This window comes from Arthrobacter sp. zg-Y179, from assembly GCF_020907345.1.
In the GTDB taxonomy this organism is placed as follows: Bacteria; Actinomycetota; Actinomycetes; order Actinomycetales; family Micrococcaceae; genus Arthrobacter_B; species Arthrobacter_B jinronghuae.
Genome location: NZ_JAJJOB010000005.1, coordinates 646439 through 671027, shown reverse-complemented (window position 1 = coordinate 671027; position 24589 = coordinate 646439). Strand labels below are relative to the sequence as shown.

Sequence of the window (24589 nt, the reverse complement as noted above, 5' to 3'; positions counted from 1 at the left end):
CCTCAGGGCACTACCCGCGGCGGGGCCGGACCGCCTATCCCGCCGGCACTTCCTGGACAGGATCGTCATGGAGGGGCCTGGAACCGGCAGCGAAGCTGCGCACCTTTTCGTCCGCCCACAGATGGGCGGGCACCGCTCCCCCAAGTAGGGTGCGGGGCAGGGACGGATCCTCCGCAAAGGGGGTGTCGCTGCCGGCCAGGATGATATTGCCGTAACGACGGCCCTTCAGCATGGCCGGATCGGCTATCGCCGCGGTGTACTCAAACGCCGCGCAGATGGTGGCGGCTTCGGCACGGGCGCCGCGCAGGTCCGGCGTGTCGCCGCAGTTCACCACGTAGACGCCGCCGGGGGCGAGCACCCGGGCCACATGCGCGGTGAATTCCGCCGTCGTCAGCGGCACCGGTGTCTTGGCGCCGGCAAAGACATCGCGGATCACCAGGTCGCGGCTGTCCTCATGCAGGGTTTCGGTGACTGCACGCGCCTCCCCCACCCGCAGCCGCAGCAGGGGTGCCCGGGGCAGGTCAAACCACCCACGGACCAGCTCCGCCAGCCTGCCGTCCAGTTCCACGGCAACCTGACGGGCACCGGGATAGACGGCGGCCAGGTACCGGGCCAGCGAACACGCCGCTGCCCCCAGGTGCAGGGCACGCAGCGAGGCATCCGGACGCCAGCGGGATTCCACCAGGGCGGCGATCCAGCGCATGTATTCGAAGTCCAGGTGCCGCGGGTCGGCAAGGTCGATATGCGAGCTGTGCACTCCGTTCACCATCAGGATCCAGCCGTCGGGGCTGAAGGAGTCCGGAACCAGTTCACACGTTCCCGTGTCGATCGGATAAGTGCCGGCCACCGGGCCGTTGCCCGCCACGGCGTCCACCGGGTCCTTGCCGGGGCGCTTGCGTCCCATCAGGGCCTCACCATCCGGATTTCCACCATGCCGGTGCCGGCCCAGACCTGCGGCAGGTCCTTGGAGGTTCCGTCTGCCGCGAAACCGTTGCGCCGGTAGAACGCCTGGGCGCGTGCGTTGTCCTCCAGCACCCAGACATACGCGGGTTCCGTTTCGACGGCGTGCTCCAGCAGGGCCTGTCCAACACCCTTTCCGTACGCTTCAGCCAGGATGTAAATGGACCACAGTTCCAGCGGAACGTCCGCGTCGCTGTCCCGTGCCGGGCCGGCGGACGCGAAACCAAGGAGCCGGCCGTCTTCCGAGTGGGCCAGCCAGTTCCGAATGGCCGGGTCCACTGCCTGTTCGGCCAGGGCTGCCCGCCGGTGTTCGACGGCGGCGCTGCGGTCCGCTTCCCGGCGCTGGAACACCTCATCCCCCAGTACATGGGCGTAACTCTCCCGCCAGGACTGCAGATGGACGGACACAAAGTCCTCGGCATCGCCGGGGAGTGCGCGCCGGATAGTAAAGCTCATGTCTCCAGCTTAAGTCGGCGCAGGCTGCGTCCCGGACGGCGAGCAGTCACAGCACCAGTGCGAGCGCGAAGCCGTCCCACCCCTTGCTCCCTACTGTCTGCAGTGCCGTGGCGTCGAGCCGAGGATGCGAGCCCAGGATGTCCACGGCGGCGCGGGTGCCCTGCACCGCTTCGTCGCCGGCGGGGTCCAGGACACTGCCGCCGCGGACCACATTGTCCAGCACAATCACGCTCCCCGGCCGGGACAGCTTCACCGCCCATTCCAGGTAGGCGGGGTTGTTGACCTTGTCTGCGTCAATGAAAAACAGATCGAACGGTTCCGCGCCGGCAAGATCCGGCAGGGTGTCCAAGGCGGCGCCCACCCGAATGGTCACGCGGTCCAGAAGCCCGGCCGCGGCGAGATTAGCGCGGGCCACCTCGGCATGGCGGGGTTCGTATTCACACGTGATGAGTTCGCCGTCGTCGGGCAGTGCCCTGGCCAGCCAGGCGGTACTGAACCCGCCCAGGGTGCCGATCTCGAGTATCCGCCGGGCACCGGCGATGCGTGCCAGCAGCATCAGGAACTTTCCCTGCGCGGCGGACACCTCGATGGCCGGAAGCGCGGCGGCCCCGGTCGCGGCGACGATGGCCTTCAGTTGGTCATCCGGCTGCACCACCCGGCTGCTGAGGTATTCCTCGACCTGCTCCCACTGCGACATCTCCTGCTCCCGTTCCGCCGGTGCGTCCGGCCGCTGCGTGCCTAGGCGTGCCCGCTGTTCTCGTCCAGTTCGCCGAGTGCCCTTTCCAGCCGTTCCACCTTGCCGGTCAACTCCCCCGTGTGCCCCGGACGGATATCCGCCTTGAGCACCAGCGAAACCCGGCTGCCGTACTGGCCAACCGCCTCCGTGGCCCGGCGGATAACATCCATCACTTCGTCCCACTCACCCTCCAGCGTGGTGAACATGGCGTCCGTGGAATTCGGCAGGCCGGATTCCCGGACGATTCGAACTGCGGCGGCCACGGCGTCGTGCACAGAGGCCGAAGGACCGGCGGCCGGGGTCTGTGGGCCGGTACCGGACGGAGCGACGGAAAAGGCTACAAGCATCTGCCCAGTGTGCCACTGCAGGCACCAAAAAACCCGCGCAGGCTGCCGGCCTGCGCGGGTTTAGAGGTTTGCTGGCGGACCGTGCGGCCCGCTGGACTCAGACTGCCGCGTCCCGGCTTGCACCGGCGGCGGCCACGTCTTCGAACTTCTCGTTCAGACGCGAATGCCGCTGGCCGTAGGCGAAGTACAGCAGGAAGCCGACGACCAGCCAGCCGGCGAAGTAGATCCAGGTCTCAACAGCAAGGTTGGTCATCAGGTACAGGCACAGCACCGCGGAAAGGACCGGGATCACCGGACCGAAGGGCACCCGGAAGGCCGGGCGCAGGTCCGGACGCTTCTTCCGCAGGACCAGGATGCCCAGGCTGACCACCACGAACGCGGAGAGCGTGCCGATGTTGATCATTTCCTCGAGTACATCGACCCGGGTGAACCCTGCCACTACGGCAACGAGGACACCGAGGATGATCTGCAGCCGGGCCGGCGTGGAGTGCTTGTCGCTGGTCCGGGAGAGCGAGCGGGGCAGCAGGCCGTCACGGGACATCGCCAGCACCACGCGGGCCAGGCCCATCAGCAGCACCATGATCACCGTGGTCAGGCCAATCAGGGATCCGACGGCGATGACCGATGCCGCACCGGTGTTTCCCACGAGGGCAAAGGCCGTTGCAAGGTTGGGGTCTTCGGCTGCGGCCAGTTCGGTGTAGGGGACCATGCCGGTCAGGGCCAGGGAAACACCGATGTAAAGCAGCGTGACCACGGCCAGGCCGGCGAAGATGCCCCGCGGAAGGGTCTTGCCCGGGTCCTTGACCTCTTCGGCAGAGGTGGCCACCACGTCGAATCCGATGAAAGCGAAGAACACGATGGCGGCGCCGGCAAAGACACCGAACAATCCGTACTGCGCAGGGGCGGCACCGGTCAGGAAGGAGAACAGGGACTGCTTCAGGACGCCCGAGCTTCCATCAGTGGCGGTGGAGACCGGATCCGGAATAAACGGCGTGTAGTTCTCCGCCTTGACGTAGAAGAAACCGGCGACGATCACGAAGAGCACCACGCCCACCTTGATGATGGTGAAAACGTTGCTCACCTGGGCGGAAAGCTTGGTACCCATGACCAGGAGGAAGGTAAAGACTGCGACGATCAGGAACGGTCCCCAGGTCAGCGAAATCACACCCAGTTCCAGCGTTGCCGGTACGTCCCAGCCGATCAGTGCAAAGACCTCGCTGAGGTAGATGCCCCAGTACTTCGCAATAACTGCCGCTGCGGTGAACAGCTCCAGGATGAGGTTCCAGCCGATGATCCAGGCAGCCAGCTCGCCCATCGTGGCGTAGGTGAACACGTAGGCGGAGCCGGCCACCGGAATGGCCGTGGCGAACTCGGCGTAACACATGATGGCGAGCGCGCAGGTGATTGCCGCCAGTACGAACGAAAGGGTAACGGCCGGGCCGGAGAACTGCCCCGCCGCCCGGGCGCCTACCGAGAAGATACCGGCGCCGACGGCAACCGCGACGCCCATGATCATGAGGTCCCAGGTGGTGAGTGAGCGCTTTAGCCGACGGCCGGGCTCGTCGGCGTCCGCAAGGGAACTCTCGATGGGTTTGGTACGGAAGAGACTCACGTGGATCCTCGCCTTATCTGAGGGAAAACTAACCGATCAATCGTAGGCTGGGCGCCATGCGGCTTTTATTTTAGTCTCACATGCTGAGACAACGGAGTCCAAGAAGCACCGGCTGCGCTACCGGCACCGGGGTGCTGGCTGGCAAGTGCCGCGGCCTTTTGGGAGGATGGATATGACTTACGCCACTTGCTAGCCAGGAGCGGCGAACCCCTGTTTCATCCCGGCAACGAACGGACGAGCAGCTATGGCCCGCGGAATCTATGTAAGCGCCATGACGCCCGGATCCGGCAAATCCCTGATCAGTTTGGGGCTGGCGGACATGCTCGGCCGGCATGCAGACCGGGTGGGCTTCTTCCGGCCGATCGTCGAGGGCGACAACCCGGCGCAGGATCCCATGGTGGAGCTGATGCAGAGCCGCTTCAACCTTGGGCCGGCCACCTGCCGCGGCGGCCTGACCCGGGCACAGCTGCGTGCGCTGCTGGTTGCCGGAGAGCGGGGCGAGGTCGATGCCCGCTGCCTGGCCGTCTACAGCGAAATTGCCGCGAACTGCGACGTCGTCATTGTCGAAGGCACTGATCTCTCCGGGCACGACGTCGCCCTGGAGTTCGACCTCAACGCCCGGCTGGCCAATGACCTGGGCACTGTTGTGCTCGCCGTCGTCAACGCCCAGGAAACCACCGCGGCGGAGACAGCCGACGCCGTCGACGTGGCCCGCCGCCAGTTGGCCGACGCGAAGTGCGACCTGCTGGCCGTGATGGTCAACCGGGCAGCACCCTCCGACGTCGAGGCCGTCACCGCCGCCATCCGGCCCGGACAGAGCGGCCGGCCGGTCTACGTCATTCCCGAACAGAGTGAAATCTCCCAGCCGTCGATCGCCGAAGTGCAGACGGCGCTGCAGGCCCGCCAGGTGGCCGGCAGCGCCAACCTCGAACGCGACGTTTCCGCGGTCAAGGTGGCCGCCATGACGGTGGCGAACTTCATCCCCCAGCTCTCGGACGGGACCCTGGTGATCGTCCCCGCCGACCGCGCGGACGTGATGGTCGCCACCCTGGCGTCCTCCTTCTCCTCCGACTTTCCCGTCGCCAGCGGCATGATCCTCACCGGCGGCATCGACGTGGAACCGGCCATCCTGGGGCTGCTGGCCTCGGCACCCTTTCCCGTCTTCGAAGTCGAAACGGACACCTACATCACCGCGCGCCGGGTCAGCCGGGTCCGCGGCGAGATTTCCAGCGGCAACCGGCGGAAGGTGGCGGCTGCGCTGGGCACCTGGTCTCGTCATGTGGATGAGGCAGAGATGCTGGAACGCCTGGCCCTCCCCCGCCCTGCCACCACCACCCCCCTGCGGTTCCTCAACGAGCTGATCGTGCGGGCCCGTGCCAGCCGGCAGCGGATCGTGCTGCCGGAAGGGTTGGACCTGCGGGTGTTGCAGGCGGCGGAGATCCTCAGCCGGCGCGACGTCTGTGCCCTGACGGTACTGGGGCCGGAGGGCCAGATCCGCGAGCTGGCAGCAAGCCAAGGCGTTGACCTGTCCAACATCAACCTCATCAACCCGGCAACCAGTGCCCTGCGGGAAGAATTTGCCCGCGAATACGCCACGCTCCGTAAGCACAAAGGCGTATCCCTGGAAGACGCCAACGAACGTATGCTCCACGGTGCATATTTCGGCACCATGATGGTGCAGCTGGGCAGGATGGACGGCATGGTCTCCGGCGCGGCCCACACCACAGCCAACACCATCCGGCCCGCACTGGAGTTCATCCGGACCCGGGACGGCGTCAAGATCGTCTCCTCGGTGTTCCTGATGCTGCTGGAAGACCGCGTCCTTGTTTACGGAGACTGCGCGGTGAACCCGGACCCGGACGCCGAGCAGCTGGCGGACATCGCCCTCGCCTCCGCCGGAACCGCCGAACAGTTCGGAGTCACGCCGCGGGTCGCCATGCTCTCCTACTCCACCGGATCCTCCGGAACGGGCGGCTCGGTGGAACGCGTACGGCAGGCCACCGAGCTGGTCCGCCGCGCCCGCCCGGACCTCCCGGTGGAAGGACCCATCCAGTACGACGCCGCGGTCGATGCCTCCGTAGCCGCTTCCAAGGCACCGGGTTCCTCGGTGGCGGGACAGGCCACGGTGTTCATCTTCCCCGACCTGAATACCGGAAATAACACCTACAAGGCCGTACAGCAGTCCGCCGGAGCCGTGGCCGTGGGCCCGATCCTGCAGGGCCTGCGCAAACCAGTCAACGACCTCAGCCGCGGCTGCACCGTTGAGGACATCGTGAACACCGTAGCCATCACCGCGGTGCAGGCACAGGAGGATTAAATGCTGGTTCTTGTCATCAATTCCGGTTCCTCTTCGCTGAAGTACCAGGTTCGGGAGACCGACACCCAGGAGCTGCTGGCCAAGGGGATCATCGACCGGATCGGCGACGTGGTCCCGGACCATGCGTCCGCGCTGGAGGAACTCAGCGCCCGGCTCCGCGACGAGCTGGACGGACGCACAATCGACGCCGTGGGGCATCGGGTGGTGCACGGCGGGGAACGCTTCAGCGAACCCGTACTGGTCAACAACGAAATTGTCCGCTCGATTGAACGACTCAGCCCGCTCGCCCCGCTGCACAACCCCGCGAGCGCCATGGGCATCCGCGCCGTCCATGACAAGTGGCCGAAGATCCCGCAGGTGGCCGTCTTCGACACCGCTTTCCACCGCACCCTGCCCGAACACGCCTGGCGCTACGCACTGCCCGACAGCCTGTACCGGCGTCACGGCATCCGTCGCTACGGCTTCCACGGCACCAGCTACGCCTACGTCGCACCGGCCGCTGCACGGTTCCTGGGCATTGCGCCTTCAGAGTTCGACGGCGTGATCGCCCATCTGGGCAACGGAGCCTCGGTGGCGGCGATCAAGGGCGGCAGGAGCATCGATACGTCCATGGGATTCACACCCCTGGAGGGCCTGGTGATGGGCACCCGCAGCGGAGACGTTGACCCGTCGATCCTCATTTTCCTGGCCCGGCAGGGGTACGACGCCGATACCCTGGACAACCTGCTCAACCGGGAGTCCGGGCTGCGGGCCCTGGCCGGCGAGTCGGACATGCGCGGCATCGAGGAAGCGGCCGACAGCGGCAATGAGCAGGCCCGGCTGGCCCTGACCGTGGCCGCCTACCGGCTGGCCAAGTACATCGGCGGCTACCACGTGGCCGTCGGCGGCGCGCAGGCGGTGGTTTTCACTGCGGGGATCGGCGAAAACGGCTGGAAGTTCCGCCAGCTGGTGGTGGACCAGCTGGGCCCCCTCGGCATCCGGCTCGATACCGAAGCCAACCTGGCAACCGGCAAGCAGGCCCGGCGGATCAGCACGCCCGACTCCGCCATTTCCGTCCTCGTGGTGCCCACCGACGAAGAGGAAGCCATTGCGGAGGCGACCGCCGCCGTCGTCGAACACCACACGGAATCCGCTGCTACGTTCTGAGCGTTTGCAACCGAAATCCGCCAAAAAGGCAAGAACGGCAGACAGCAGGACATCCGCGTTGGTACGGTGGCAGACCCGGTTAAGCAGCGGCCGGGAATACCTGTCGGCGTGGAGAAGACATGGAAAAGCCGCTTCGTGTTCTGGTCCGGATAGATACGCGGAATGCAGCCGCCTCGATTGAAGTCCGCGGAGCGCTCACGGGCGCCAGCTGCGGGAACCTGCTGAACATCCTCCGGCACACCGCCACCCTCGGCGCCGACATCTGCGTGAACCTGACGCGCACCGCCCGGATCGAAGCCGCTGCCTTGGAGGTGCTCGCCGGGGTCGCGGGCGACGTCGAGCGCTCAGCTCCCGCCCACCTGCAGCTGCGCGTGCACATCCAGCTTCCACCGGATGCCCTGCCCGGCCATCCGACCGCCGGCAGCCTTCCCCCGGGGAGCCGGGAAGCACTGGATAACGAGGCTGCACTGGAAATGGTCCTGCGCCGGGATACCCGGGTCCTTGCCGGACCCCGCGAAACCACCCCCGGGGACACCGCGGTACCCGCCGGAACCGCTCCGCGGTGGCGTAGCCTGCCGGCCCGGCGCTCCTAGCCTGCCCGCTCGCCCCTTCCTCCCCGCCGAAGGCATTCTGCTCGAGAAAACACCTGTTTTGTCAGTACGCTTATGAATTGACACAATGGGAGTTAGTTCTTTCAACGCACTTCAGAATGCAACCAGCAGGAGGATCGCACGTGAAAGCAGTTACATGGCAGGGTAAAGAGTCCGTCAGCGTAGAGGTGGTTCCGGATCCGGTGATCCAGGAACCAACCGATGCCATCATCCGCGTCACTTCCACAGCGGTCTGTGGTTCGGACCTCCACCTGTACGGTGTGCTGATGCCGTACATGAAGCCGGGTGACATCCTCGGCCACGAGTCCATGGGCATCGTGGAAGAGGTCGGCTCGGCAGTCACCAATCTGAAGAAGGGCGACCGCGTGGTCATTCCCTTCCAGATTGCCTGCGGCAGCTGCTTCATGTGCCGCCAGGGCCTCCAGACCCAGTGTGAAGTCACCCAGGTCCGCGAAAAGGGAATGGGCGCCCAGCTGTTCGGCTTCTCGGAGCTCTACGGTTCCGTTCCGGGCGGCCAGGCTGAATACCTGCGCGTGCCGCACGCTGACTACGGCCCCATCAAGGTCGGTTCGGAACTGCCGGACCACCGCTACCTGTTCCTCTCCGACATCCTGCCCACCGCTTGGCAGGGCGTGCAGTACGCCAACGTGCCCGACGGCGGCACCCTGGCCGTCTACGGCCTGGGACCGGTTGGCCAGTTTGCTGCCCGCATCGGCACCCACCTCGGCTACCGAGTCATCGCCGTGGAGCCCGAAGAGGAGCGCCGGAAGCTCGCTGCACAGTACGGCGTCGAGGTGCTGGACCTGCACAAGGACGTAGCCGACGAGCTGCGTGAAATGACCGACGGCCGCGGCCCGGATTCCGTAGTGGACGCCGTCGGCATGGAAGCACACGGCTCCCCGGTCGGCAAGGCTGCCCAGACTGTGGTTGGCCTCCTCCCGGACAAGCTGGCGCAGAAGGCCATGGAAACCGCCGGCACCGACCGGCTATCCGCCCTGCACGGCGCACTCGACGCTGTCCGCCGCGGCGGAACGGTATCCCTGAGCGGCGTGTACGGCGGCACGGCCAGCCCGATGCCGCTGATGAACATGTTCGACAAGCAGCTGAACCTGCGGATGGGCCAGTGCAACGTCAAGCGCTGGGTTGATGACCTGATCCCGCTGGTCGAGGATCCGGCTGATCCGCTGGGCGTAACCAACCTGGTGACCCACCAGGCCGGCCTCGATGACGCACCGGAGCTGTACCGGAAGTTCCAGGAGAAGGAAGACGGCTGCATCAAGGTCGTTTTCCAGCCCGGCATCCAGAACTAACCGATACCGGATCTGCCCTAAAAAGCCAGGACCCGCACCTTGCGGCGGGTCCTGGCTTTTAGCGGTTAAGCGCCCGGGCGGCTCGCCCGGGTTGCCAGCAGGGAAGGCGCGCAAATGTAATTCGCACCACAAGGCCCTGTGGCCCTACACTCATTGAGGTTCATAAACGAACACACGTTCGGCATGCGTACGGCATAGGCCGGGCACCCCCACCTCAAGAGCAAGTTAGGTAAGCCCCATGGAACTCAAGGAACGCATCGAAGCGGCTCCCATGAAGCGCATGCAGGTCGGCATTGTCGCAATCTGCGTCGCCCTGAACATGATCGACGGCTTTGACGTCCTGGTCATGGCTTTCAGTGCCAATTCGATCAGCGAGCACTGGGACCTCAGCGGTGCCCAGCTGGGCATGCTGCTCTCCTCGGCTCTCTTCGGCATGGCCGTGGGATCCATCCTGGTGGCCCAGGTGGCTGACATCATCGGCCGGCAGAAGACCATCCTGATCTGTGCCCTGGTGATTTCCGCGGGCATGTTCGCCTCCGCGTTCGCTCCGAGCTATGAAGTCCTCTTTGTCCTGCGCTTCATCACCGGACTGGCCATCGGCACCATGCAGGCGAGCCTCAACGTCTTCGTCTCCGAGTACTCCTCGGCCAAACGGCGCTCCACCGCGATCAGCTTCTACAGCGCCGGGCAGCCTATCGGCGGCATGCTGGGCGGCATCATTGCGGGCATCCTCATCGCGGCCTACAGCTGGCACGCGGCGTTCATTTTCGGCGGCATCATCACGCTGGCCATGATTCCGTTCATCCTGAAGCTGCTGCCCGAATCCCTGGACTACCTCATGACCCGGCGCCCGGACGGCGCACTGGACAAGACCAACCGGATCCTGGCCCGCCTGGACCAGCCGCAGATCACCGAACTGCCCCTCATCCCCAAGGGCACGGCGCTGACTATCGGCGCACGCTGGAAGTCCCTGTTCTCAAGTAAATACGCGGCAACCACCGTCTTCCTGTCCATCGCGTTCATGATGCTGATGGCCAGCTTCTACTTCGCGAACTCCTGGACGCCCAAGCTGGTCGCTTCCAGCGGCTTCACGGCGCAGGACGGCATCGACGCCGGCGTGCTCTTCAGCCTCGGCGCGATCATCGGTTCCATTGTCTTCGGACTGATCGCCGCCCGCTTCGCCGTCAAGTGGGTCCTGGTCACGTTCTTTGTCCTCGCTGCAGGCGGCTTCGGCGTGTACGCAGTCTCCACGGGCGCATTGCCCACGGCCCTGCTGGCAGCGGCCCTTCTGGGCTTCCTGGTGAACGCAGGCATCGCCGGCATGTTCTCCATCGGTCCCGTCTACTACTCCTCGGATGTACGGGCCACTGCAGTCGGGTTCATCACCGGCATGGGCCGGGTGGGTGCCATCATCTCGCCGATCGTGGCCGGTTCCCTGATCGACGGCGGCTGGGAACCCGGCAACCTTTACTTCCTCTTCATCGTTCCGATGCTTGTGGGCGGCGGAGCGATCGCCTGCCTGCGCACCAGCCGGAGCAAGGCGGCCGAACCGGCGGCCCTCCGCAAGGACACCGTCCCGGCCTGACCTGCCCCTAGTAACGCCCGATCTCCCGTGGTGGAAGCCGCTGGAGATCGGGCGTTACTGTTTTCCCGTCAATTTCCAGCCGCAGGTAGGTGCAGAACGGCTGCCGCCGACGGTCCGTGGGAGACCCGGGGTTCAGCAGGCGCATGCCGGCCGGCGTCACCGAGTCCCACGGGATGTGGCTGTGCCCGAAGACCAGCAGGTCCGTGTCGGGGAACTGAACATCCATGCGTGCTTCGCGCTTCAGGGAGGGCCCGGTCTCATGCACGACGGCGAGCCGCACCTCCTCGACCACCGCCCGGGCCACCAGCGGCAGCCGCTTACGCAGCCCGGCGCCGTCGTTGTTGCCGTAACAGGCGATCAGGCGCCGCGAGCGGGACTCGAGCTGGTCGAGCAGCTCCTCGTTCACCCAGTCACCGGCGTGCACCACAATGTCGGCGGCTTCAATGTCCGCCCAGAGGACCTCGGGAAGCACCTTCGCCCGCTTGGGCAGATGCGTATCCGAAAGCAGGAGGAGCTTCGTGGACATCCGCTATTTCCGCAGGTTCCAGGCCCAGAGGATCAACGGCAGCTGAAGCGGCAGGCGCAGGCTGTGGATTAACTTCTCCTTGTTCCCGCCGCGGGGGCCGAAGGCGCGCTGCAGGGCAGAGATATGCCCCGCGATGAAGGCAACGTACATGGCCGCCGTCCCCGTTGCCGCCAGCCGCCGCGTGCCTGGCAGCAGCAGTCCGGCCGCGGCCGCAAACTCAAGGACTCCGCTGGCGTGGGTCCACTGCCGCCGGGTCAGCACACCGAACTTCCCCTCGGTATCGGTGCTGATGCTGCGCGGAACCACCGCGTTGTAGAAGCGCGGGTTGCGGAAGTGGTTGACGGCGCTGGTGGTCAGCAGGGCCGCCATGGCCGCTGCTGAGAGCGTCTGTCGGTTCATCGGGTTCCTTCGGTTGTGGGGACGGCCGCCTGCCGGGATGGTGCGGGCGGCACTGCGGCGACGGCGACGGCGATCGCATCGGCTGCGCGGACCAGGGCCAGGTGGGAAAACGCCTGCGGGAAGTTCCCGGCCATGGTGTTGTTTTCTGCATCATATTCCTCACTGAGCAGACCAAGCTCGTTGGCGTACCCCACCAACTGGTCCATCAGCCGCCGGGCCTGGGGCAGCCGGCCCGTGTGGGCGTACTGCTCCACCAGCCAGAAGCTGCACGCCAGGAAGGGGTTCTCCCCCGCTGCCAGTCCGTCCACCCCGCTGTCGGTGGCGTAGCGCAGCAGGAGTCCGGAGCCGTTGAGCAGCTCCACCTCCAGCCGGCCAACCGTACCCAGCATTTTTTCGTCGTCGTACGCAACGAAACCCACATGCGGCAGCTGGAGCAGGGAAGCATCTACGGTGCCGCTGCCGTAGAACTGGGTGAACGAGTTCAAGGCGGGGTCCCAGCCTCGTTCCATTACCTCGTCGCGCAGCCCGTCCCGCAGGCCCTCCCAGACCTCCACCGGACCGTCGAGCCCGTAGGTCCTTGCGGCCTTGGCGGCCCGGTCGAAGGCAGCCCACATCATCACCCGTGAGTGGGTGAAGTACCGGGGCGTCCCGCGCATCTCCCAGATGCCGCGGTCCGGTTCTTCCAGGTGCCTTTCCAGGAAGGTCAGCAGCGCCCGCTGCAGGGGCCAGGAAAAGTGATCCTCCGGCACGCCCCTGTCCCGCAGCCGGTCCAGTGCCACCATCACTTCGCCAACGACGTCCGCCTGGTACTGCCCCACCGCCCCGTTCCCGATGCGCACAGGTGCAGCTCCGCCATAGCCGGGAAACTGCGGGAGGATCCGCTCAGGCAGTTCCCTGCTCCCGTCCACGGCGTACATGATCTGCAGGTCCTCCGGATCTCCGGCAACGGCGCGCAGGAGCCAGCTGCGCCATTGCAGGGCCTCGTCCTCGTACCCGTGGGTCATCATGGCCTCAAGCGTGAGGGCGGCGTCCCGCAGCCAGCAGTACCGGTAGTCCCAGTTCCGGTCCCCTCCTGCCGCCTCGGGCAGTGAGGTGGTGGGAGCCGCGACAATCCCGCCGGTATCCTCATGGGTCAGGGCACGCAGGACCAGCAGGGAACGCCGCACCGCCTTCTCGTAGGGGACGTCCCGCAGGAAGCGTCCGTCCCAGTCCTGCCAGTAGGCGGTGGTCCTGATCAGGGCGGCGTCCACATCCATGCGGGGCGGCACCGGCCGGTGCGAGGGATACCAGGTGAGGTCCAGGTCCACGCATTCCCCGGCCCGGACGGTGAAGCGTCCTACGTGGCGGTGATTGTCCGCGTCCGGCAGGCTCGGTCCGCGCAGGACAAGGGCACCGGGTCCTGCTATGGCGGAAAGGTGTTCGCCGCCGTCGTCCCGCCCCCGGAAAACCCAGGGAATGACCGTGCCGTAATCAAAGCGGATTTCCAGTTCCTGCCGCATCTGAACACTGCCGCTCAGGCCCTCGATCCGCCGGACAAGGGACGCCCGCCGGTCCTTAACCGGCATGAAATCCGTGACCCGAACCGCACCGGTGGGCGTCTGCCAGTGGGTCCGCAGCACGAAGGTGGACTCAACGTACCCGCGGTGCGTTACGGTCGCAGCAGTATCTTCCGGGGCCAGAAGCCACCGGCCGTGGTCGCTGCTCCCGAGCAGCGCACCGAACACCGACGGCGAATCGAACCGCGGCAGGCAGAGCCAGTCCATGCTGCCGGTCCGCGAGATAAGGGCTCCGGTATGCAGGTCCGAAACCAGCGCATAATCCTCTATGGGGGATGCCATGGCACTACTCAACCACACGGCGCCTAAGCAGATGCCTCGGTTCGTAGCGCAGCTGCGGCAATCACTGATTAGATTGGGGTGGTCCCGCGCAGAGGTTCCTTACGGCGGATCGGCAAGCAGGACCGGCACTGGATTAGGGAGCGGTATTGAAACACGCGTCAACCTCGAAGATGTCCTTCTCCGTGAAGGAGGTGCACGCGTGAGCGTGGTTGCCCAGCCCACCGATGAGCAGCGCGCCTATGCCCTGCGGCGCATGAAGATGCTCGCCACCGGCCTGCTGATCCTCCTGGCCGTCATCTTCCTCTTTTCCTTCGCACTGCAGGACAGGTACCCGTGGCTGGAATACGTCCGCGCAGCCGCGGAGGGCGGCATGGTGGGCGCCCTTGCCGACTGGTTCGCGGTCACGGCCCTGTTCAAGCATCCAATGGGTGTGAAGATCCCGCACACGGCCATCATCCCCGAGAAGAAGGACCAGATCGGGGCGTCGCTGGGCCAGTTCGTGGAACAGAACTTCCTGGCCGAGGACATCATCCGGGCCAAGCTCGATTCCATGCACGTCGCTGCGAAGGCGGGCGCTTGGCTGGCCCGGCCCGAGGGCGCCGAACGCGTTGCCACCGAAGGTGCCGCAGCCATCCGCGGGGCGCTGCGGGTACTCGATGACGACGCGGTCCGCGACGTCCTGGAATCCATGTTCCGCCGCCATGTGGTGGATCCGCAGTGGGGGCCGCCAGCCGGCAAAATGGCCCAGCGGATCTTTGAGGAGGGCCACCACCACCAGCTGGTAAACCTGATTGTGGACAGCCTGGCTGACTGGGTGCTGGCCAACCCCGAAGTGATCGGCCGGCTGGTAACCGAGCGTTCGCCGTCGTGGGTTCCCGCCTTCGTGGATGACCTGGTCGGCGAGCGCGTGCAGATCCAGGCCGAACGGTTCCTGATCGACGTGCAGGAAAACCCCAACCACCAGCTGCGCGTGGCATTGGACAACTACCTCACCGGAGTGGCCCGGGACCTGCAGGAGGATCCCAAGACCATGGCCAAGGCCGATGCCGTGAAGGAGCAGGTGCTGGACGACCCGCGGGTGCGCGAGTTGATGACCTCCACCTGGACCACCATCAAGAACGCGCTGATGACGGCCGCGGATGACCCGGACAGTGAACTCACCCGGAACTTCAAGTCCGCGCTGCAGGACTTCGGCACGCGGCTGATCAACGAGCCGGAGCTCGCGGCCAAGGTGAACGGCTACGTGGCAGACGCTGCGGGATACCTGGTCCGCACGTACAGCAACGACATTGCCGCCGTCATTACCGAGACGGTGGAGAACTGGGATGCGCAGGAAACCTCGGAGAAGATCGAGCTGCAGGTCGGCAAGGACCTGCAGTTCATCCGGATCAACGGCACAGTGGTCGGTTCGCTGGCCGGGCTGGCAATCTTCACCATCGCCACGGCTGTGTTCGGCTGAACCACCCCGTCTTCGGGTATGAAGGCACGCTTTACCCAGGAAAGGCCCGCCGGCAAATGCCGGCGGGCCTTTTTGCAGTTCCGGGGAAGCTGCCCCTAGGCGGACTTCTCCAGCTGGTCCAGTTCGCCTGCCAGCTGTCCGGGGATCGACGTCGGCGGTTCACCGAAGGCGGCCCGGGTCGCCTTGATAACGCCCTTGCCCATGGCACGGTTGCCCACGCCGCCGACGACGGCACCCACACCCAGCGGCAGGGCACGTCCGAGCAGGGCTGTGCCCTGCTTAGCCATGACCCGCTTGAGGAACTGCTTGCGGATGCTGCCGCCCACCGTGCCCATCAGGCCGGAGGGCATGCTGCCCATGCTGCTGCCCCAGGCCTGCGCGGTTCCGCGGCCGGAAAGGGACTGCATCATGGAGGTACCTTCCTCGCCCAGCATGATGGCCATGACCATGGTCCGGGACTTCTCCGGATCGGCCAGCCGGACTCCGTGCAGTTCAGCCACGGACTGTGCGTACAGGGCTGTGGCCTCGAGGAAACCAACCGTCGCTGCTGCTGACAGGCCAAGTGCCGCGACGGTTCCCACGCCCGGAACCACGGCGGTGGCACCGATGGCTGCGCCGCCGCCGGTCACCGCGTTGAGGTAGTGCCGGTCCAGGATGCTGATCAGCTCGGCGGCGTTGGCGGACGGGTTCTTGCGCTGCATCCTGCGGATGTTCGCCAGCACCAGGGGCCGCTGCACTTCCACGGCACGCTCGATGGCCTTTACGACCTGCGGCTTGGGCTTGCCGTCCGCACCCATTGTGGCTCGTCCGGCCAGTTTGGCTGCGGGATTGAACTTACGTCGCTTCACAGAACTCTCCTCGGGGAAATCCGGTACCGGCTACACACCTACGGTATTACTCCAACACCAACGGGTTTTACCTAAAGCAAAGGGCGGGGTCCGGCGGAATATTCCGCCGGGGCCCCGCCCTCTAAATCAACGCCGCGTCAGCGGCGCTTACGCGCTAATTAGGCGCGGTTGCCGCTCTTGCGGGTAACGAAGCCGTAGATCACCAGAACGATGAGGGCGCCGACGATTGCAACGAGCCAGGTCTGGATGGACCAGAAGGTGTCGAGCGGAACGTTGAACAGAAGGCCGCCGAGCCAGCCGCCCAGCAGGGCACCGATGACACCCAGGACCAGAGTGGCGATCCAGCCGCCGCCCTGACGACCCGGGAGGATCATCTTTGCAATTGCACCTGCGATGAGGCCAAGAATAAGGAACGCAATGAAACCCATGAGATTCTCCTTGCTATGTGAGTGACAGTGATTTGAAGCATGACCTTGTGAGCCACGCTTTCCTCCAGACTACTTGATCAGCAACCTTACGTCACAGTCCGGAGGGAATTCCCATCCAGCTGGGTGTGTGTTAGGTACCGCGGGTGTGGGCCCATTTCCATCCCATTGTTCCCGACGGCGTGTCGGCGTTCCCTACGGCGTGTCGGCGGCAAGGTATCGGCGGAGGAAAACCGCTACATCAGTGATTTCACGCGTACCTATGGAATGCCCCATTCCCGTATAGGTCCGTGCCGTCAGCGCCACATTCTCGTCAAGCCACTGCGCGGTGTAATCCACGGCATCTGCATTGATGACCCAGTCCTGCCGGTCCCGCCCCCAAAAGAACGGCACCCTCACGGGCAGCGGTTCCGCGGCGGCGAGGAGTTCGTTGCGGGCAATGAAACCGGAAAGGCCGACGACGGCGCGGAAATCCTGCGGCCTCAGCCGCAGGAGCGTTCCGGCCATGGCCATGCCCTGGGAGAATCCCACCAGCGAGATTCCGGTGAACCCGTATTCCGTCCGGGTCCGGTCCAGCCAGGCCAGCAGCGAGAGGGAGGATTCCAGGACCTCGGTGGTGTCCGAGTTCAGGAGCGGATCCAGCAGAAACCATCCGCTGGCTCCGCCCACGTCCAATGGCCCCCGCACGGCGGCTCCGACAGCAGAAGCCGGCAGGGCAATGAAGAGCCGCTCCATTGCCTGCTCGCCGGATCCGTATCCGTGCAGAAAGACCACCAGTTCGCGCCCCCGGCGCCGCTCCGCCGGTTCGGACCACGTTACGTTTTCCATCGGTTCAGCGTAGCGCCGCGCCCCGTTTAGAGGCCGTCGGCGCGGCCTCGCCCGGCGGCCATTGCCACGGGTGGTGCGGCAAAAGTAAAGTCGCATCAGCGCATAAACGTGGCCATCGCCACAGATCGCGGGCGTTCATGTATCCAAGCAGAAGCCACCTAAAGTACCGGGAACCGCACCGGCAAGCCGTTCTACTCCCTACAGCGGCCGGCCCTGGCAGGCACGGCCTGGACGGATCCCTTTCATGATCCTCACGCTTACTGCCAATCCCAGCCTCGACCGAACCGTTCAACTCCCCGGCGTATTGGAGCGGGGAGCAGTCCAGCGTGCCGTTGCCGCGGGAGAAGAACCGGGCGGAAAGGGCGTAAACGTCTCCCGGGCCTTGACCGTCTCCGGCGTCCGGTCCGTCGCCGTCCTTCCCGGCGCCGACGCCGATCCGGTCATGACCGGATTGCGGCAGGCCGGAGTCGAGTACCTGAACCTGCCCATCGAGGCGCCGCTGCGCAGCAACATCACGCTCACGGAGCCGGACGGCACCACCACCAAGATCAATGCTCCCGGTCCTCCGCTGAAGCCGGTGGAGCAGGAAGCACTGATCGCCCTGCTGGTCGGGGCCTGCACCGCCGGCGACAGTGGCCCGGGTTCCTGGCTGGTGCTGGCCGGATCGCTCCCCCCGGAGGTACCGCCGGACTTTTACGCTTCGGTGGCCCACACTGTGAGGGACCGGCTGGGGGCCCTGGCACCGCGCATAGCCATCGACTCCTCCGGACCGCCCCTCATGGGTGCGCTGCTGCACGGAGCTGAGCCGGACCTGCTTAAGCCCAATGCCGAGGAACTCGCCGAAGCCACGGGATTCTCTTCCGAAGCGGAACTCGAAGCGGACCCCTTGCTGGCGGCGCGGGCGGCGGGGATGCTGATTGAACGCGGCGTCGGCGCCGTGCTTGCCACCCTGGGCGCGAGGGGCGCACTACTGGTCACCGCCTCCGGAAGCTGGCTGGCCACCCGGCCTCCCGTGAAGGCCCGTTCGACGGTTGGCGCCGGCGATTCGGCCCTCGCCGGGTACCTGCTGGCCGAGGTCGCCGGTGCGGCCCCGCCGGACTGCCTCAGGCAGGCGGTGGCCCACGGGGCCGCTGCGGCCTCCCTTCCCGGAACCACTGTTCCCGCCGTGGCAGCTACTGATCCAGGAGCGGTAACGGTCACCACCCTCGACGGCACGGGCGGCGGTACCCCGCGGGGACCCGCGGCCGCCGGGAGCGCCACCGCTCCGCCGTCGTCTTCTAAGGAGGAAAGCTGATGTCGGACCTCATTACGCCGGACCTGGTCACGTTGGACGAGGATCTGGGCACGGACAAGAGCACTGTCATCGCGCATCTGGCCCGGGGTGTGGTAGCCGCGGGCCGGGCGACCAGCTACGAAGACCTCTATGCGGATGCGATGGGCCGCGAATCGAAGACCGCCACCGGTGTGCCCGGCGGCATCGCGATTCCGCACTGCCGATCCGCGGCGGTCACCAGACCGACGCTCGCTATGGCACGGATTCGTCCCGCTGTGGACTGGGGAGCGAAGGACGGCCCCGCCGACATCGTCTTTTTCATTGCGGCTCCGGAAGGAGCGGACCAGGAGCACCTCCAACTGCTCGCAAAGCTGGCCCGGTCCCTCATCCGTAAGGACTTCACCGCCTCCCTGCGTGCGGCTACTTCGCCGGTGCAGATCGTGGAACTGGTCGACGGAGCCCTCGGGCTCGGCCCCGCACCTGAGAGCGCCGGAAGCGCTGGAGGTTCGGGCGGCGCCGCAGCTGCGGGCACGGCCACCGGCGCCACGGCCGTGGGCAGCAACGCCGACTCCCGCGACGGGGGCCAGGCGGGCGGAACCGGCGACGGCGGACATGGAGCCGACGCTCCTGCCTCCGCCGGCGGCACCGGGGCGACCCACACGGACACCTCGAGGTCCCGGCACCTGGTCGCCGTCACCGCATGCCCCACCGGCATTGCGCACACCTACATGGCCGCTGATTCCCTCGCCGCGGCAGCTGCCGAGCGCGGCGTCGACCTGCAGGTCGAAACGCAGGGTTCAGCCAAATCCACTCCCTTGGATCCCTCGGTGATCCGCAACGCGGAAGCGGTGATCTTTGCCGTCGACGTCGATGTCCGGGACAAGGGGCGCTTCGCCGGGAAGCCGTTGATCAGCGGACCGGTGAAACGCGGCATTGACGAGCCGGGCGTGATGATCGACGAAGCCCTCAACGCAGTCAATGACCCGAATGCCCGGCGCGTGTCCGGGGGTGGCGGCGGCGGAGAGGAGAACGAAGGCGGCTCCGGCTCCGGCGGGGAAGGCTTCGGCGGACAACTGAAGCGGGCGTTGCTGACCGGCGTCAGCTACATGATTCCGTTTGTTGCCGGCGGCGGCCTGCTCATTGCCCTCGGCTTCCTCTTGGGCGGCTACGAGCTCGCCCTGTCGGTCGACGACGTCGCCAACGGCGACCGGATGCTGGACGGTACCTCGATCCTGAATCCGCCGCCGGAAGGCGTAATCCCCTATCTCGGGGCCGTGTTCTGGAAAATCGGCTCCCTGTCCATGGGCTTCCTGGTGCCTGCCCTGGCCGGCTACATTGCCTATGCCCTGGCTGACCGACCCGGCATAGCCCCCGGCTTCACTGCGGGAGCCGTGGCAGTGTTCATGGATGCCGGCTTCATCGGCGGCATCATCGGCGGCCTGCTGGCCGGCTATGCGGCCCGGTGGATCGGCGGCTGGAACGTTCCGTCGTGGATGCGGGGGCTGATGCCGGTGGTCATCATTCCCCTTTTGGCGTCAATCATCGCCTCCGGCCTGATGATGCTGGTCCTGGGCGGGCCCATTGCCGCCTTGACCCTGGGCCTGAACGACTGGCTCACCGGCCTCACCGGAGTGGCGGCCATCGGCCTGGGCATCATTCTTGGCCTGATGATGGGTTCCGACCTGGGTGGTCCGATCAACAAGGTGGCCTACGCGTTTGCCGTGGCCGGGCTCGGGGAAGGCAGCTTCGAGAACCAGGTGCCGTGGGAAATCATGGCAGCGGTCATGGCCGCCGGCATGGTCCCGCCGCTGGGCATGGCATTTGCCTCCACGGTGCTGGCAAAGAACCAGTTCAGCATGGCGCTGCGCGAGAACGGAAAGGCGGCGTGGCTGCTGGGCGCGGCCTTCATCTCGGAGGGCGCCATCCCGTTTGCCGCTTCCGATTTCTTCCGGGTTATTCCGTCCACCATGCTGGGCGGTGCGGTGGCAGGTGCGATCTGCCTGGGCACCGGGGTAACCTCACAGGCACCGCACGGCGGTATCTTCGTGTTCTTCGCCATCGGCAACCTGCTGATGTTCATCGTCGCCATACTGGCAGGAGCAGCTGTTACCGGCTTCGTCTACGTGGCTTTGAAGCGGTACGTAAAGCCCCGGAAAAAGGCGGAGGAACCAGCAATTGCCTAACGCACAGTCGATGAAGAGGAAGGCTTAGATGATGCGGACCATCCAGGGAATCGGAGTCAGTGCCGGACGCGTCCTCGGCCCCTCGCGCAGGATGCCGCCTCCGGTGCCCGAGCCTGATGCCGAGGCGAAACCCGCACCGGGCAGCACCGTGGACGGGGAGAAAAGCCGCCTCAAGGATGCCGCTGAAGCAGTTCGGGGGGACCTCAAGCACCGGGCGGAAACCGCCTCGGGCGACGCAAAAGCCGTGTTGGACGCCACGGCCATGATGGCTTCCGATCCGATGCTGCTCAAAGCGGCGGGCAAACACATCAACGCAGGCATGGCCACGGACCGGGCCATCTGGGAAGCGGGCATGGAGGTAGCTGCCATGCTCCAGAGCCTCGGCGGGTACATGGCTGAACGAACCCAGGACGTGCTTGATGTCCGCGCCCGGATTGTCGCCGAGCTGAACGGGCTGCCGGCACCGGGGATTCCGGCTTCCGATGTCCCCTTTATCCTCACGGCCGTGGAGCTGGCACCGGCGGATACGGCAACGTTGGACCCGGCAATGGTGATCGGGCTGGCCACCAGCGAGGGCGGCCCGCAGTCCCACACGGCAATCCTCGCCCGCTCCCTGGGCCTGCCCGCCGTCGTCGGAGCGCCCGGTGCGGACGAGGTGCCTGACGGCGCCGAAATCTTTCTCGACGGCGCGGCGGGCACCGTGGTGGTGGAACCCGGGGAAGAGGAACGGGAAGCCGCGCACAAATACGCAGCCCGCTCCGCACTCCCGGCATTCAACGGCACGGGGACAACCTCGGACGGACACAGGGTCCCGTTGCTGGCGAACGTTGGCTCCGGGAAGGATGCCCGGGCCGCGGCGGAAGCAGGTGCCGAGGGAATCGGGTTGCTCCGCACGGAGTTCTGTTTCCTCGGCAGGGACACCGAACCCACCATCGAGGAACAGGTTGCCGCGTACGGTGCGGTGTTCGAAGCATTCCCCGGCCGGAAGGTAGTGATCCGGACCCTCGACGCCGGTGCGGACAAGCCGCTCCCGTTCCTGACGGACGCAACGGAACCCAACCCGGCGCTGGGGGTACGCGGATTCCGGACCGACCGGACCACCCCCGGTGTCCTCGCCCGCCAACTGGAGGCTATCGCCGCGGCCGCCGGAGGCCACACTGCCGATGTGTGGGTGATGGCCCCGATGGTCTCCACCGCAGAGGAAGCCGCCGACTTCGCCGTGATGTGCGCGGCAGCCGGACTTGGCATGCCCGGAGTGATGGTGGAAGTGCCGTCAGCCGCCATTATGTCCGAAGCCATCCTTTCGCGGGTACGGTTTGCCAGCCTGGGCACCAACGACCTGACGCAGTACACCATGGCCTCGGATCGGCAGCTGGGTTCGCTCGCAGCACTGAATGACCCGTGGCAGCCTGCTGTCCTGCAGTTGATTTCCGCCACCGTGGCCGGCGCCTCCCGGGCTACGGCCCTGGACCCGGCAGCCGGCGCCAGGACCGTGGGCGTTTGCGGTGAGGCAGCCGCTGACCCGGCACTCGCCGTCGTTCTGGCCGGCATGGGAGTCAACACGTTGTCGATGACTCCCCGGGCGCTCTCCAGCGTGGGGGCGGTCCTGGCTTCCGTGAGCCTGGAGCAGGCCAAGGAGCTGTCAGCGAGGGCCCTGGCAGCGCACTCCGCAGCCGAAGCCCGGACCATTGTCCGCAGCCGGCTGGCCATCCTCGAGCAGCTCGGCCTGTAGGTGGTCAAGGCGGAACGAAAGCCAGCAGCTAAACCACGGAAGGAATGAAAAATGGCAGAGCGCAAAGCCACAGTGGCCAGCCGGGTGGGACTCCATGCCCGGCCGGCATCGATCTTCGCGGAAGCGGCAGCGGCCCAGCCCGTTGACGTGACCATAGCGATGGAAGGGGATCCGGCCGAAGAGGCAATGGACGCCTCAAGCATGCTCTCCCTGATGAGCCTGGGCGCGTCGCACGGAGATGTGGTGGTGCTGCGCTCGGACGGCGAGGGTGCGGAAACGGCCCTGGAGGAACTGGCAAAGATTCTCGAAACAGATCTGGATGCGACCTAGGCAGACCAGGCAAGAGGCGGGGCACCCATCCGTTCCATGAATGTCCCGCCCTTGCTTTCAGCACCGGCTACTGCCGGAAATGACGAAGCCAACGGCAGTGCCGTTGGCTTCGTTGTAACTTCACGCTGACCCCCCACAGGCAGCGGACGTTACATATTCATTATTCTGGCATACAAACATGAAAATGTGGACAACTTTACCCAATTGTCACCTTGTGTAGCTAGGAGTGAGCAGGCTCTGCTTTTCCTTGTTCTTTGCGGCGATACCGTAAAAGGCCACGGCCGCGAGCCCGGCTGTGAGAACAATGACCGAGGAATGCGGAAGGATGTAGTCCCACACGCCGGTCTGCCGGCCGGTCACCCACAGCACGGACCACGTCAGGATCTCGGCAAGGGCAACGCCTATCAGTGCCGATCCAACCCGCAGGAGGGCAGGCCGCCCCGCGGTCGCGGCGACACGGAAAGCCGGGATGATCAGGCAGGCGGCTATATAGGCGGGATAGATCCGGCCCAGCACCGAGTAGGCCCAGACATGTTCCTGGTGCATGTAGCCGTTGAGGCCCGGCGAAGACACAGGCAGGTCACCCATGCTGAACAGCACGGTGGTGGCTGTCACGGTTGCAGCCAGCACTACGAGTCCCGGCAACCCCAGAATGATTTGCTGTGCCTGGGGAGCCCGGAAGGCTGCAGCGGCACTGCCGCCAATAAGCGCTACGACTCCGTAGGTGGCATAACGGAGAATCAGGTTTGCATGGTTTTCTCCGCCCAGCAAAGCATCCACAGGCAGGTAAATCGACGGAATGCTCAGGGCCACTCCGACAGTGGTAGCGGCAAGCCCCCAAAAGAGCATTGGATTGCGGCCCTGCACAGCCAGCGGCAGCCGAACCAGGGTAAAGACCGCCACAACGGCCAGCGCGCCAAACTGAATGGCAGAGGCTATATTCATCCCAGGTTCTCCAAGAGCGTTAGATCATTTTCCACATCGTGTTCAAACTTCCTTAGTTGCTTTCCGACCCCGTCCAAGCGGTCCCGGGCCAGAAACAGCAGTTCCGAATCAGTGAGCGCAGCCAGAGCCTCCTGCTGGCCCTTCTGGGGCCAGCCGGCCTCGCCGGGCGTGACCAGGCCGGTGGCCACCAGTCCGCCCGGCAGCGAGGCACCCGCAATCCGCGCGGCCTCCACGGCCAATTCGGGTGCCAGCCGGCCTGCTGAAAGCTGCGCCGAAATATTCTGCGGTGCCACGCCGGTCCTGGCGCTGAGCTGCTGGCGCAGGTCTCCCGGGTCTACTGCCTCGAACCAGGAACGGATCGCGTTCCGGTGCGGATGCGTGGCAAGGTCCGGGCATTCGGGAGGCCCGGCCTGGGTGGCCCTGGCCAGGATCATCTGCAGGATGCAGATGTAGGAAACCTGGCTGATGAGTTCGGCGGGGCCGGGCCGCCACGGCCCGCCGAGCAGATCGGAGTATTCCTCGAAGTCAGAAAGTGCCTCTACCGGGTTTTTCCCGTACGCCCGGGCTACCCGGACGACGGTAATCTCCGCAACTTTGCCGCGGACAACCTGCTGGGCCAGAGTGGAGCGCTTGATGCCCGTCCGGCGGCAAACGTCCGCGTTGGATTCACCCGGAGCCACTGCGGTGCGCCAATTCTGGAAAGCCTTGGCAGACACCGCCATC

General features: G+C 65.9%; 23 protein-coding genes. 10 read left to right on the top strand and 13 right to left on the bottom strand.

Going from position 1 to position 24589, the window contains the following annotated elements; translation table 11 throughout:
- Positions 1–34 precede the first annotated feature (34 nt).
- From LOC56_RS06380 to LOC56_RS06360, 5 genes are all read right to left on the bottom strand, one after another.
- Positions 35–904 carry a spermidine synthase gene (locus tag LOC56_RS06380; protein ID WP_229951436.1) on the bottom strand — a complete coding sequence of 290 codons (870 nt, stop codon included), beginning with the start codon at positions 902–904 and terminating at the stop codon, positions 35–37.
- Positions 904–1416, bottom strand: a complete 513-nt coding sequence (locus tag LOC56_RS06375) for a GNAT family N-acetyltransferase (protein WP_229951435.1) — start codon at positions 1414–1416, stop codon at positions 904–906. Before LOC56_RS06375 ends, LOC56_RS06380 begins: the two co-directional genes overlap by 1 nt.
- A gap of 46 nt (positions 1417–1462) precedes the next feature.
- Positions 1463–2113 carry an O-methyltransferase gene (locus tag LOC56_RS06370; protein ID WP_229951434.1) on the bottom strand — a complete coding sequence of 217 codons (651 nt, stop codon included), beginning with the start codon at positions 2111–2113 and terminating at the stop codon, positions 1463–1465.
- Positions 2114–2154: 41 nt separating this feature from the next.
- Positions 2155–2499, bottom strand: coding sequence for a thiamine-binding protein (locus LOC56_RS06365; RefSeq protein WP_229951433.1), 345 nt, complete (start codon positions 2497–2499; stop codon positions 2155–2157).
- Positions 2500–2596: 97 nt separating this feature from the next.
- A complete protein-coding gene (locus tag LOC56_RS06360) occupies positions 2597–4111 on the bottom strand; it encodes an APC family permease (RefSeq protein ID WP_229951432.1) in 1515 nt (504 codons plus the stop codon).
- A gap of 244 nt (positions 4112–4355) precedes the next feature.
- Between LOC56_RS06360 and pta the strand changes: the two genes are divergently transcribed.
- The 5 genes from pta (at position 4356) to LOC56_RS06335 (ending at position 11080) form a co-directional block, all read left to right on the top strand.
- Complete coding sequence (gene pta / locus LOC56_RS06355) at positions 4356–6428, top strand: phosphate acetyltransferase (RefSeq protein ID WP_229951431.1); 2073 nt, start codon at positions 4356–4358, stop codon at positions 6426–6428.
- Positions 6429–7574, top strand: a complete 1146-nt coding sequence (locus LOC56_RS06350; protein ID WP_229951430.1) for an acetate/propionate family kinase — start codon at positions 6429–6431, stop codon at positions 7572–7574.
- Between the two features lie 119 nt (positions 7575–7693).
- A complete protein-coding gene (locus LOC56_RS06345) occupies positions 7694–8167 on the top strand; it encodes a hypothetical protein (protein WP_229951429.1) in 474 nt (157 codons plus the stop codon).
- Positions 8168–8307: 140 nt separating this feature from the next.
- Positions 8308–9495 (top strand): zinc-dependent alcohol dehydrogenase, encoded by a 1188-nt coding sequence (locus LOC56_RS06340; RefSeq protein ID WP_229951428.1) that lies wholly within the window; start codon positions 8308–8310, stop codon positions 9493–9495.
- 238 nt (positions 9496–9733) lie between these two features.
- Positions 9734–11080, top strand: a complete 1347-nt coding sequence (locus LOC56_RS06335; protein ID WP_229951427.1) for an MFS transporter — start codon at positions 9734–9736, stop codon at positions 11078–11080.
- A 7-nt stretch (positions 11081–11087) separates the two neighbouring features.
- On the opposite strand, the gene LOC56_RS06330 is transcribed toward LOC56_RS06335, so the two are convergent.
- From LOC56_RS06330 to LOC56_RS06320, 3 genes are read right to left on the bottom strand one after another with little or no spacing between them, the layout of a single operon-like run.
- A complete protein-coding gene (locus tag LOC56_RS06330) occupies positions 11088–11606 on the bottom strand; it encodes a metallophosphoesterase family protein (RefSeq protein ID WP_229951426.1) in 519 nt (172 codons plus the stop codon).
- Positions 11607–11609: 3 nt separating this feature from the next.
- Complete coding sequence (locus LOC56_RS06325; protein WP_229951425.1) at positions 11610–12005, bottom strand: DoxX family protein; 396 nt, start codon at positions 12003–12005, stop codon at positions 11610–11612.
- Positions 12002–13861 carry a glycoside hydrolase family 15 protein gene (locus tag LOC56_RS06320; protein WP_331460916.1) on the bottom strand — a complete coding sequence of 620 codons (1860 nt, stop codon included), beginning with the start codon at positions 13859–13861 and terminating at the stop codon, positions 12002–12004. The genes LOC56_RS06325 and LOC56_RS06320 overlap by 4 nt, the downstream gene beginning before the upstream one ends.
- Positions 13862–14096: 235 nt before the next feature.
- Between LOC56_RS06320 and LOC56_RS06315 the strand changes: the two genes are divergently transcribed.
- Positions 14097–15302: a DUF445 domain-containing protein gene (locus LOC56_RS06315; RefSeq protein ID WP_229951533.1), complete on the top strand. Its 1206-nt coding sequence runs from the start codon at positions 14097–14099 to the stop codon at positions 15300–15302.
- Between the two features lie 95 nt (positions 15303–15397).
- On the opposite strand, the gene LOC56_RS06310 is transcribed toward LOC56_RS06315, so the two are convergent.
- The 3 genes from LOC56_RS06310 to LOC56_RS06300 form a co-directional block, all read right to left on the bottom strand.
- Entirely contained in the window at positions 15398–16150 is a 753-nt protein-coding gene (locus LOC56_RS06310; protein ID WP_442860073.1) for a hypothetical protein, read from the bottom strand.
- 158 nt (positions 16151–16308) lie between these two features.
- The gene (locus tag LOC56_RS06305; RefSeq protein WP_229951423.1) at positions 16309–16578 is read right to left on the bottom strand and encodes a GlsB/YeaQ/YmgE family stress response membrane protein; all 270 of its coding nucleotides are present in this window, start codon (positions 16576–16578) and stop codon (positions 16309–16311) included.
- A gap of 192 nt (positions 16579–16770) precedes the next feature.
- The gene (locus LOC56_RS06300) at positions 16771–17403 is read right to left on the bottom strand and encodes an alpha/beta hydrolase (protein WP_229951422.1); all 633 of its coding nucleotides are present in this window, start codon (positions 17401–17403) and stop codon (positions 16771–16773) included.
- 244 nt (positions 17404–17647) lie between these two features.
- Here LOC56_RS06300 and LOC56_RS06295 point away from each other — a divergent pair, with 244 nt between their 5' ends.
- From LOC56_RS06295 to LOC56_RS06280, 4 genes are read left to right on the top strand one after another with little or no spacing between them, the layout of a single operon-like run.
- On the top strand, positions 17648–18697 hold the full coding sequence (locus LOC56_RS06295) for a 1-phosphofructokinase family hexose kinase (protein WP_229951421.1): 1050 nt from the start codon (positions 17648–17650) through the stop codon (positions 18695–18697).
- Positions 18697–20859 (top strand): PTS fructose transporter subunit IIABC, encoded by a 2163-nt coding sequence (locus LOC56_RS06290; RefSeq protein ID WP_229951420.1) that lies wholly within the window; start codon positions 18697–18699, stop codon positions 20857–20859. Before LOC56_RS06295 ends, LOC56_RS06290 begins: the two co-directional genes overlap by 1 nt.
- 31 nt (positions 20860–20890) lie before the next feature.
- Positions 20891–22591 (top strand): phosphoenolpyruvate--protein phosphotransferase, encoded by a 1701-nt coding sequence (ptsP, locus tag LOC56_RS06285; RefSeq protein WP_229951531.1) that lies wholly within the window; start codon positions 20891–20893, stop codon positions 22589–22591.
- A 51-nt stretch (positions 22592–22642) separates the two neighbouring features.
- Positions 22643–22921, top strand: coding sequence for an HPr family phosphocarrier protein (locus tag LOC56_RS06280; protein ID WP_229951419.1), 279 nt, complete (start codon positions 22643–22645; stop codon positions 22919–22921).
- Positions 22922–23128: 207 nt separating this feature from the next.
- Here LOC56_RS06280 and LOC56_RS06275 read toward each other — a convergent pair whose 3' ends face one another.
- Together LOC56_RS06275 and LOC56_RS06270 are read right to left on the bottom strand one after the other, a co-directional pair.
- A complete protein-coding gene (locus LOC56_RS06275) occupies positions 23129–23866 on the bottom strand; it encodes a hypothetical protein (protein ID WP_229951418.1) in 738 nt (245 codons plus the stop codon).
- Complete coding sequence (locus LOC56_RS06270; protein ID WP_229951417.1) at positions 23863–24588, bottom strand: hypothetical protein; 726 nt, start codon at positions 24586–24588, stop codon at positions 23863–23865. The genes LOC56_RS06275 and LOC56_RS06270 overlap by 4 nt, the downstream gene beginning before the upstream one ends.
- Between the last annotated feature and the right edge of the window lies 1 nt (position 24589).

Excerpts from the sequence above, each read along its gene's own strand:
- LOC56_RS06380 (WP_229951436.1), bottom strand. The coding sequence starts at position 904 with ATGGGACGCAAGCGCCCCGGCAAGGACCCGGTGGACGCCGTGGCGGGC.
- LOC56_RS06375 (WP_229951435.1), bottom strand. The coding sequence starts at position 1,416 with ATGAGCTTTACTATCCGGCGCGCACTCCCCGGCGATGCCGAGGACTTT.
- LOC56_RS06370 (WP_229951434.1), bottom strand. The coding sequence starts at position 2,113 with ATGTCGCAGTGGGAGCAGGTCGAGGAATACCTCAGCAGCCGGGTGGTG.
- LOC56_RS06365 (WP_229951433.1), bottom strand. The coding sequence starts at position 2,499 with ATGCTTGTAGCCTTTTCCGTCGCTCCGTCCGGTACCGGCCCACAGACC.
- pta (WP_229951431.1), top strand. The coding sequence starts at position 4,356 with ATGGCCCGCGGAATCTATGTAAGCGCCATGACGCCCGGATCCGGCAAA.
- LOC56_RS06350 (WP_229951430.1), top strand. The coding sequence starts at position 6,429 with ATGCTGGTTCTTGTCATCAATTCCGGTTCCTCTTCGCTGAAGTACCAG.
- LOC56_RS06345 (WP_229951429.1), top strand. The coding sequence starts at position 7,694 with ATGGAAAAGCCGCTTCGTGTTCTGGTCCGGATAGATACGCGGAATGCA.
- LOC56_RS06335 (WP_229951427.1), top strand. The coding sequence starts at position 9,734 with ATGGAACTCAAGGAACGCATCGAAGCGGCTCCCATGAAGCGCATGCAG.
- LOC56_RS06330 (WP_229951426.1), bottom strand. The coding sequence starts at position 11,606 with ATGTCCACGAAGCTCCTCCTGCTTTCGGATACGCATCTGCCCAAGCGG.
- LOC56_RS06325 (WP_229951425.1), bottom strand. The coding sequence starts at position 12,005 with ATGAACCGACAGACGCTCTCAGCAGCGGCCATGGCGGCCCTGCTGACC.
- LOC56_RS06315 (WP_229951533.1), top strand. The coding sequence starts at position 14,097 with ATGAAGATGCTCGCCACCGGCCTGCTGATCCTCCTGGCCGTCATCTTC.
- LOC56_RS06305 (WP_229951423.1), bottom strand. The coding sequence starts at position 16,578 with ATGGGTTTCATTGCGTTCCTTATTCTTGGCCTCATCGCAGGTGCAATT.
- LOC56_RS06300 (WP_229951422.1), bottom strand. The coding sequence starts at position 17,403 with ATGGAAAACGTAACGTGGTCCGAACCGGCGGAGCGGCGCCGGGGGCGC.
- LOC56_RS06295 (WP_229951421.1), top strand. The coding sequence starts at position 17,648 with ATGATCCTCACGCTTACTGCCAATCCCAGCCTCGACCGAACCGTTCAA.
- LOC56_RS06290 (WP_229951420.1), top strand. The coding sequence starts at position 18,697 with ATGTCGGACCTCATTACGCCGGACCTGGTCACGTTGGACGAGGATCTG.
- ptsP (WP_229951531.1), top strand. The coding sequence starts at position 20,891 with ATGCGGACCATCCAGGGAATCGGAGTCAGTGCCGGACGCGTCCTCGGC.
- LOC56_RS06280 (WP_229951419.1), top strand. The coding sequence starts at position 22,643 with ATGGCAGAGCGCAAAGCCACAGTGGCCAGCCGGGTGGGACTCCATGCC.
- LOC56_RS06275 (WP_229951418.1), bottom strand. The coding sequence starts at position 23,866 with ATGAATATAGCCTCTGCCATTCAGTTTGGCGCGCTGGCCGTTGTGGCG.
- LOC56_RS06270 (WP_229951417.1), bottom strand. The coding sequence starts at position 24,588 with ATGGCGGTGTCTGCCAAGGCTTTCCAGAATTGGCGCACCGCAGTGGCT.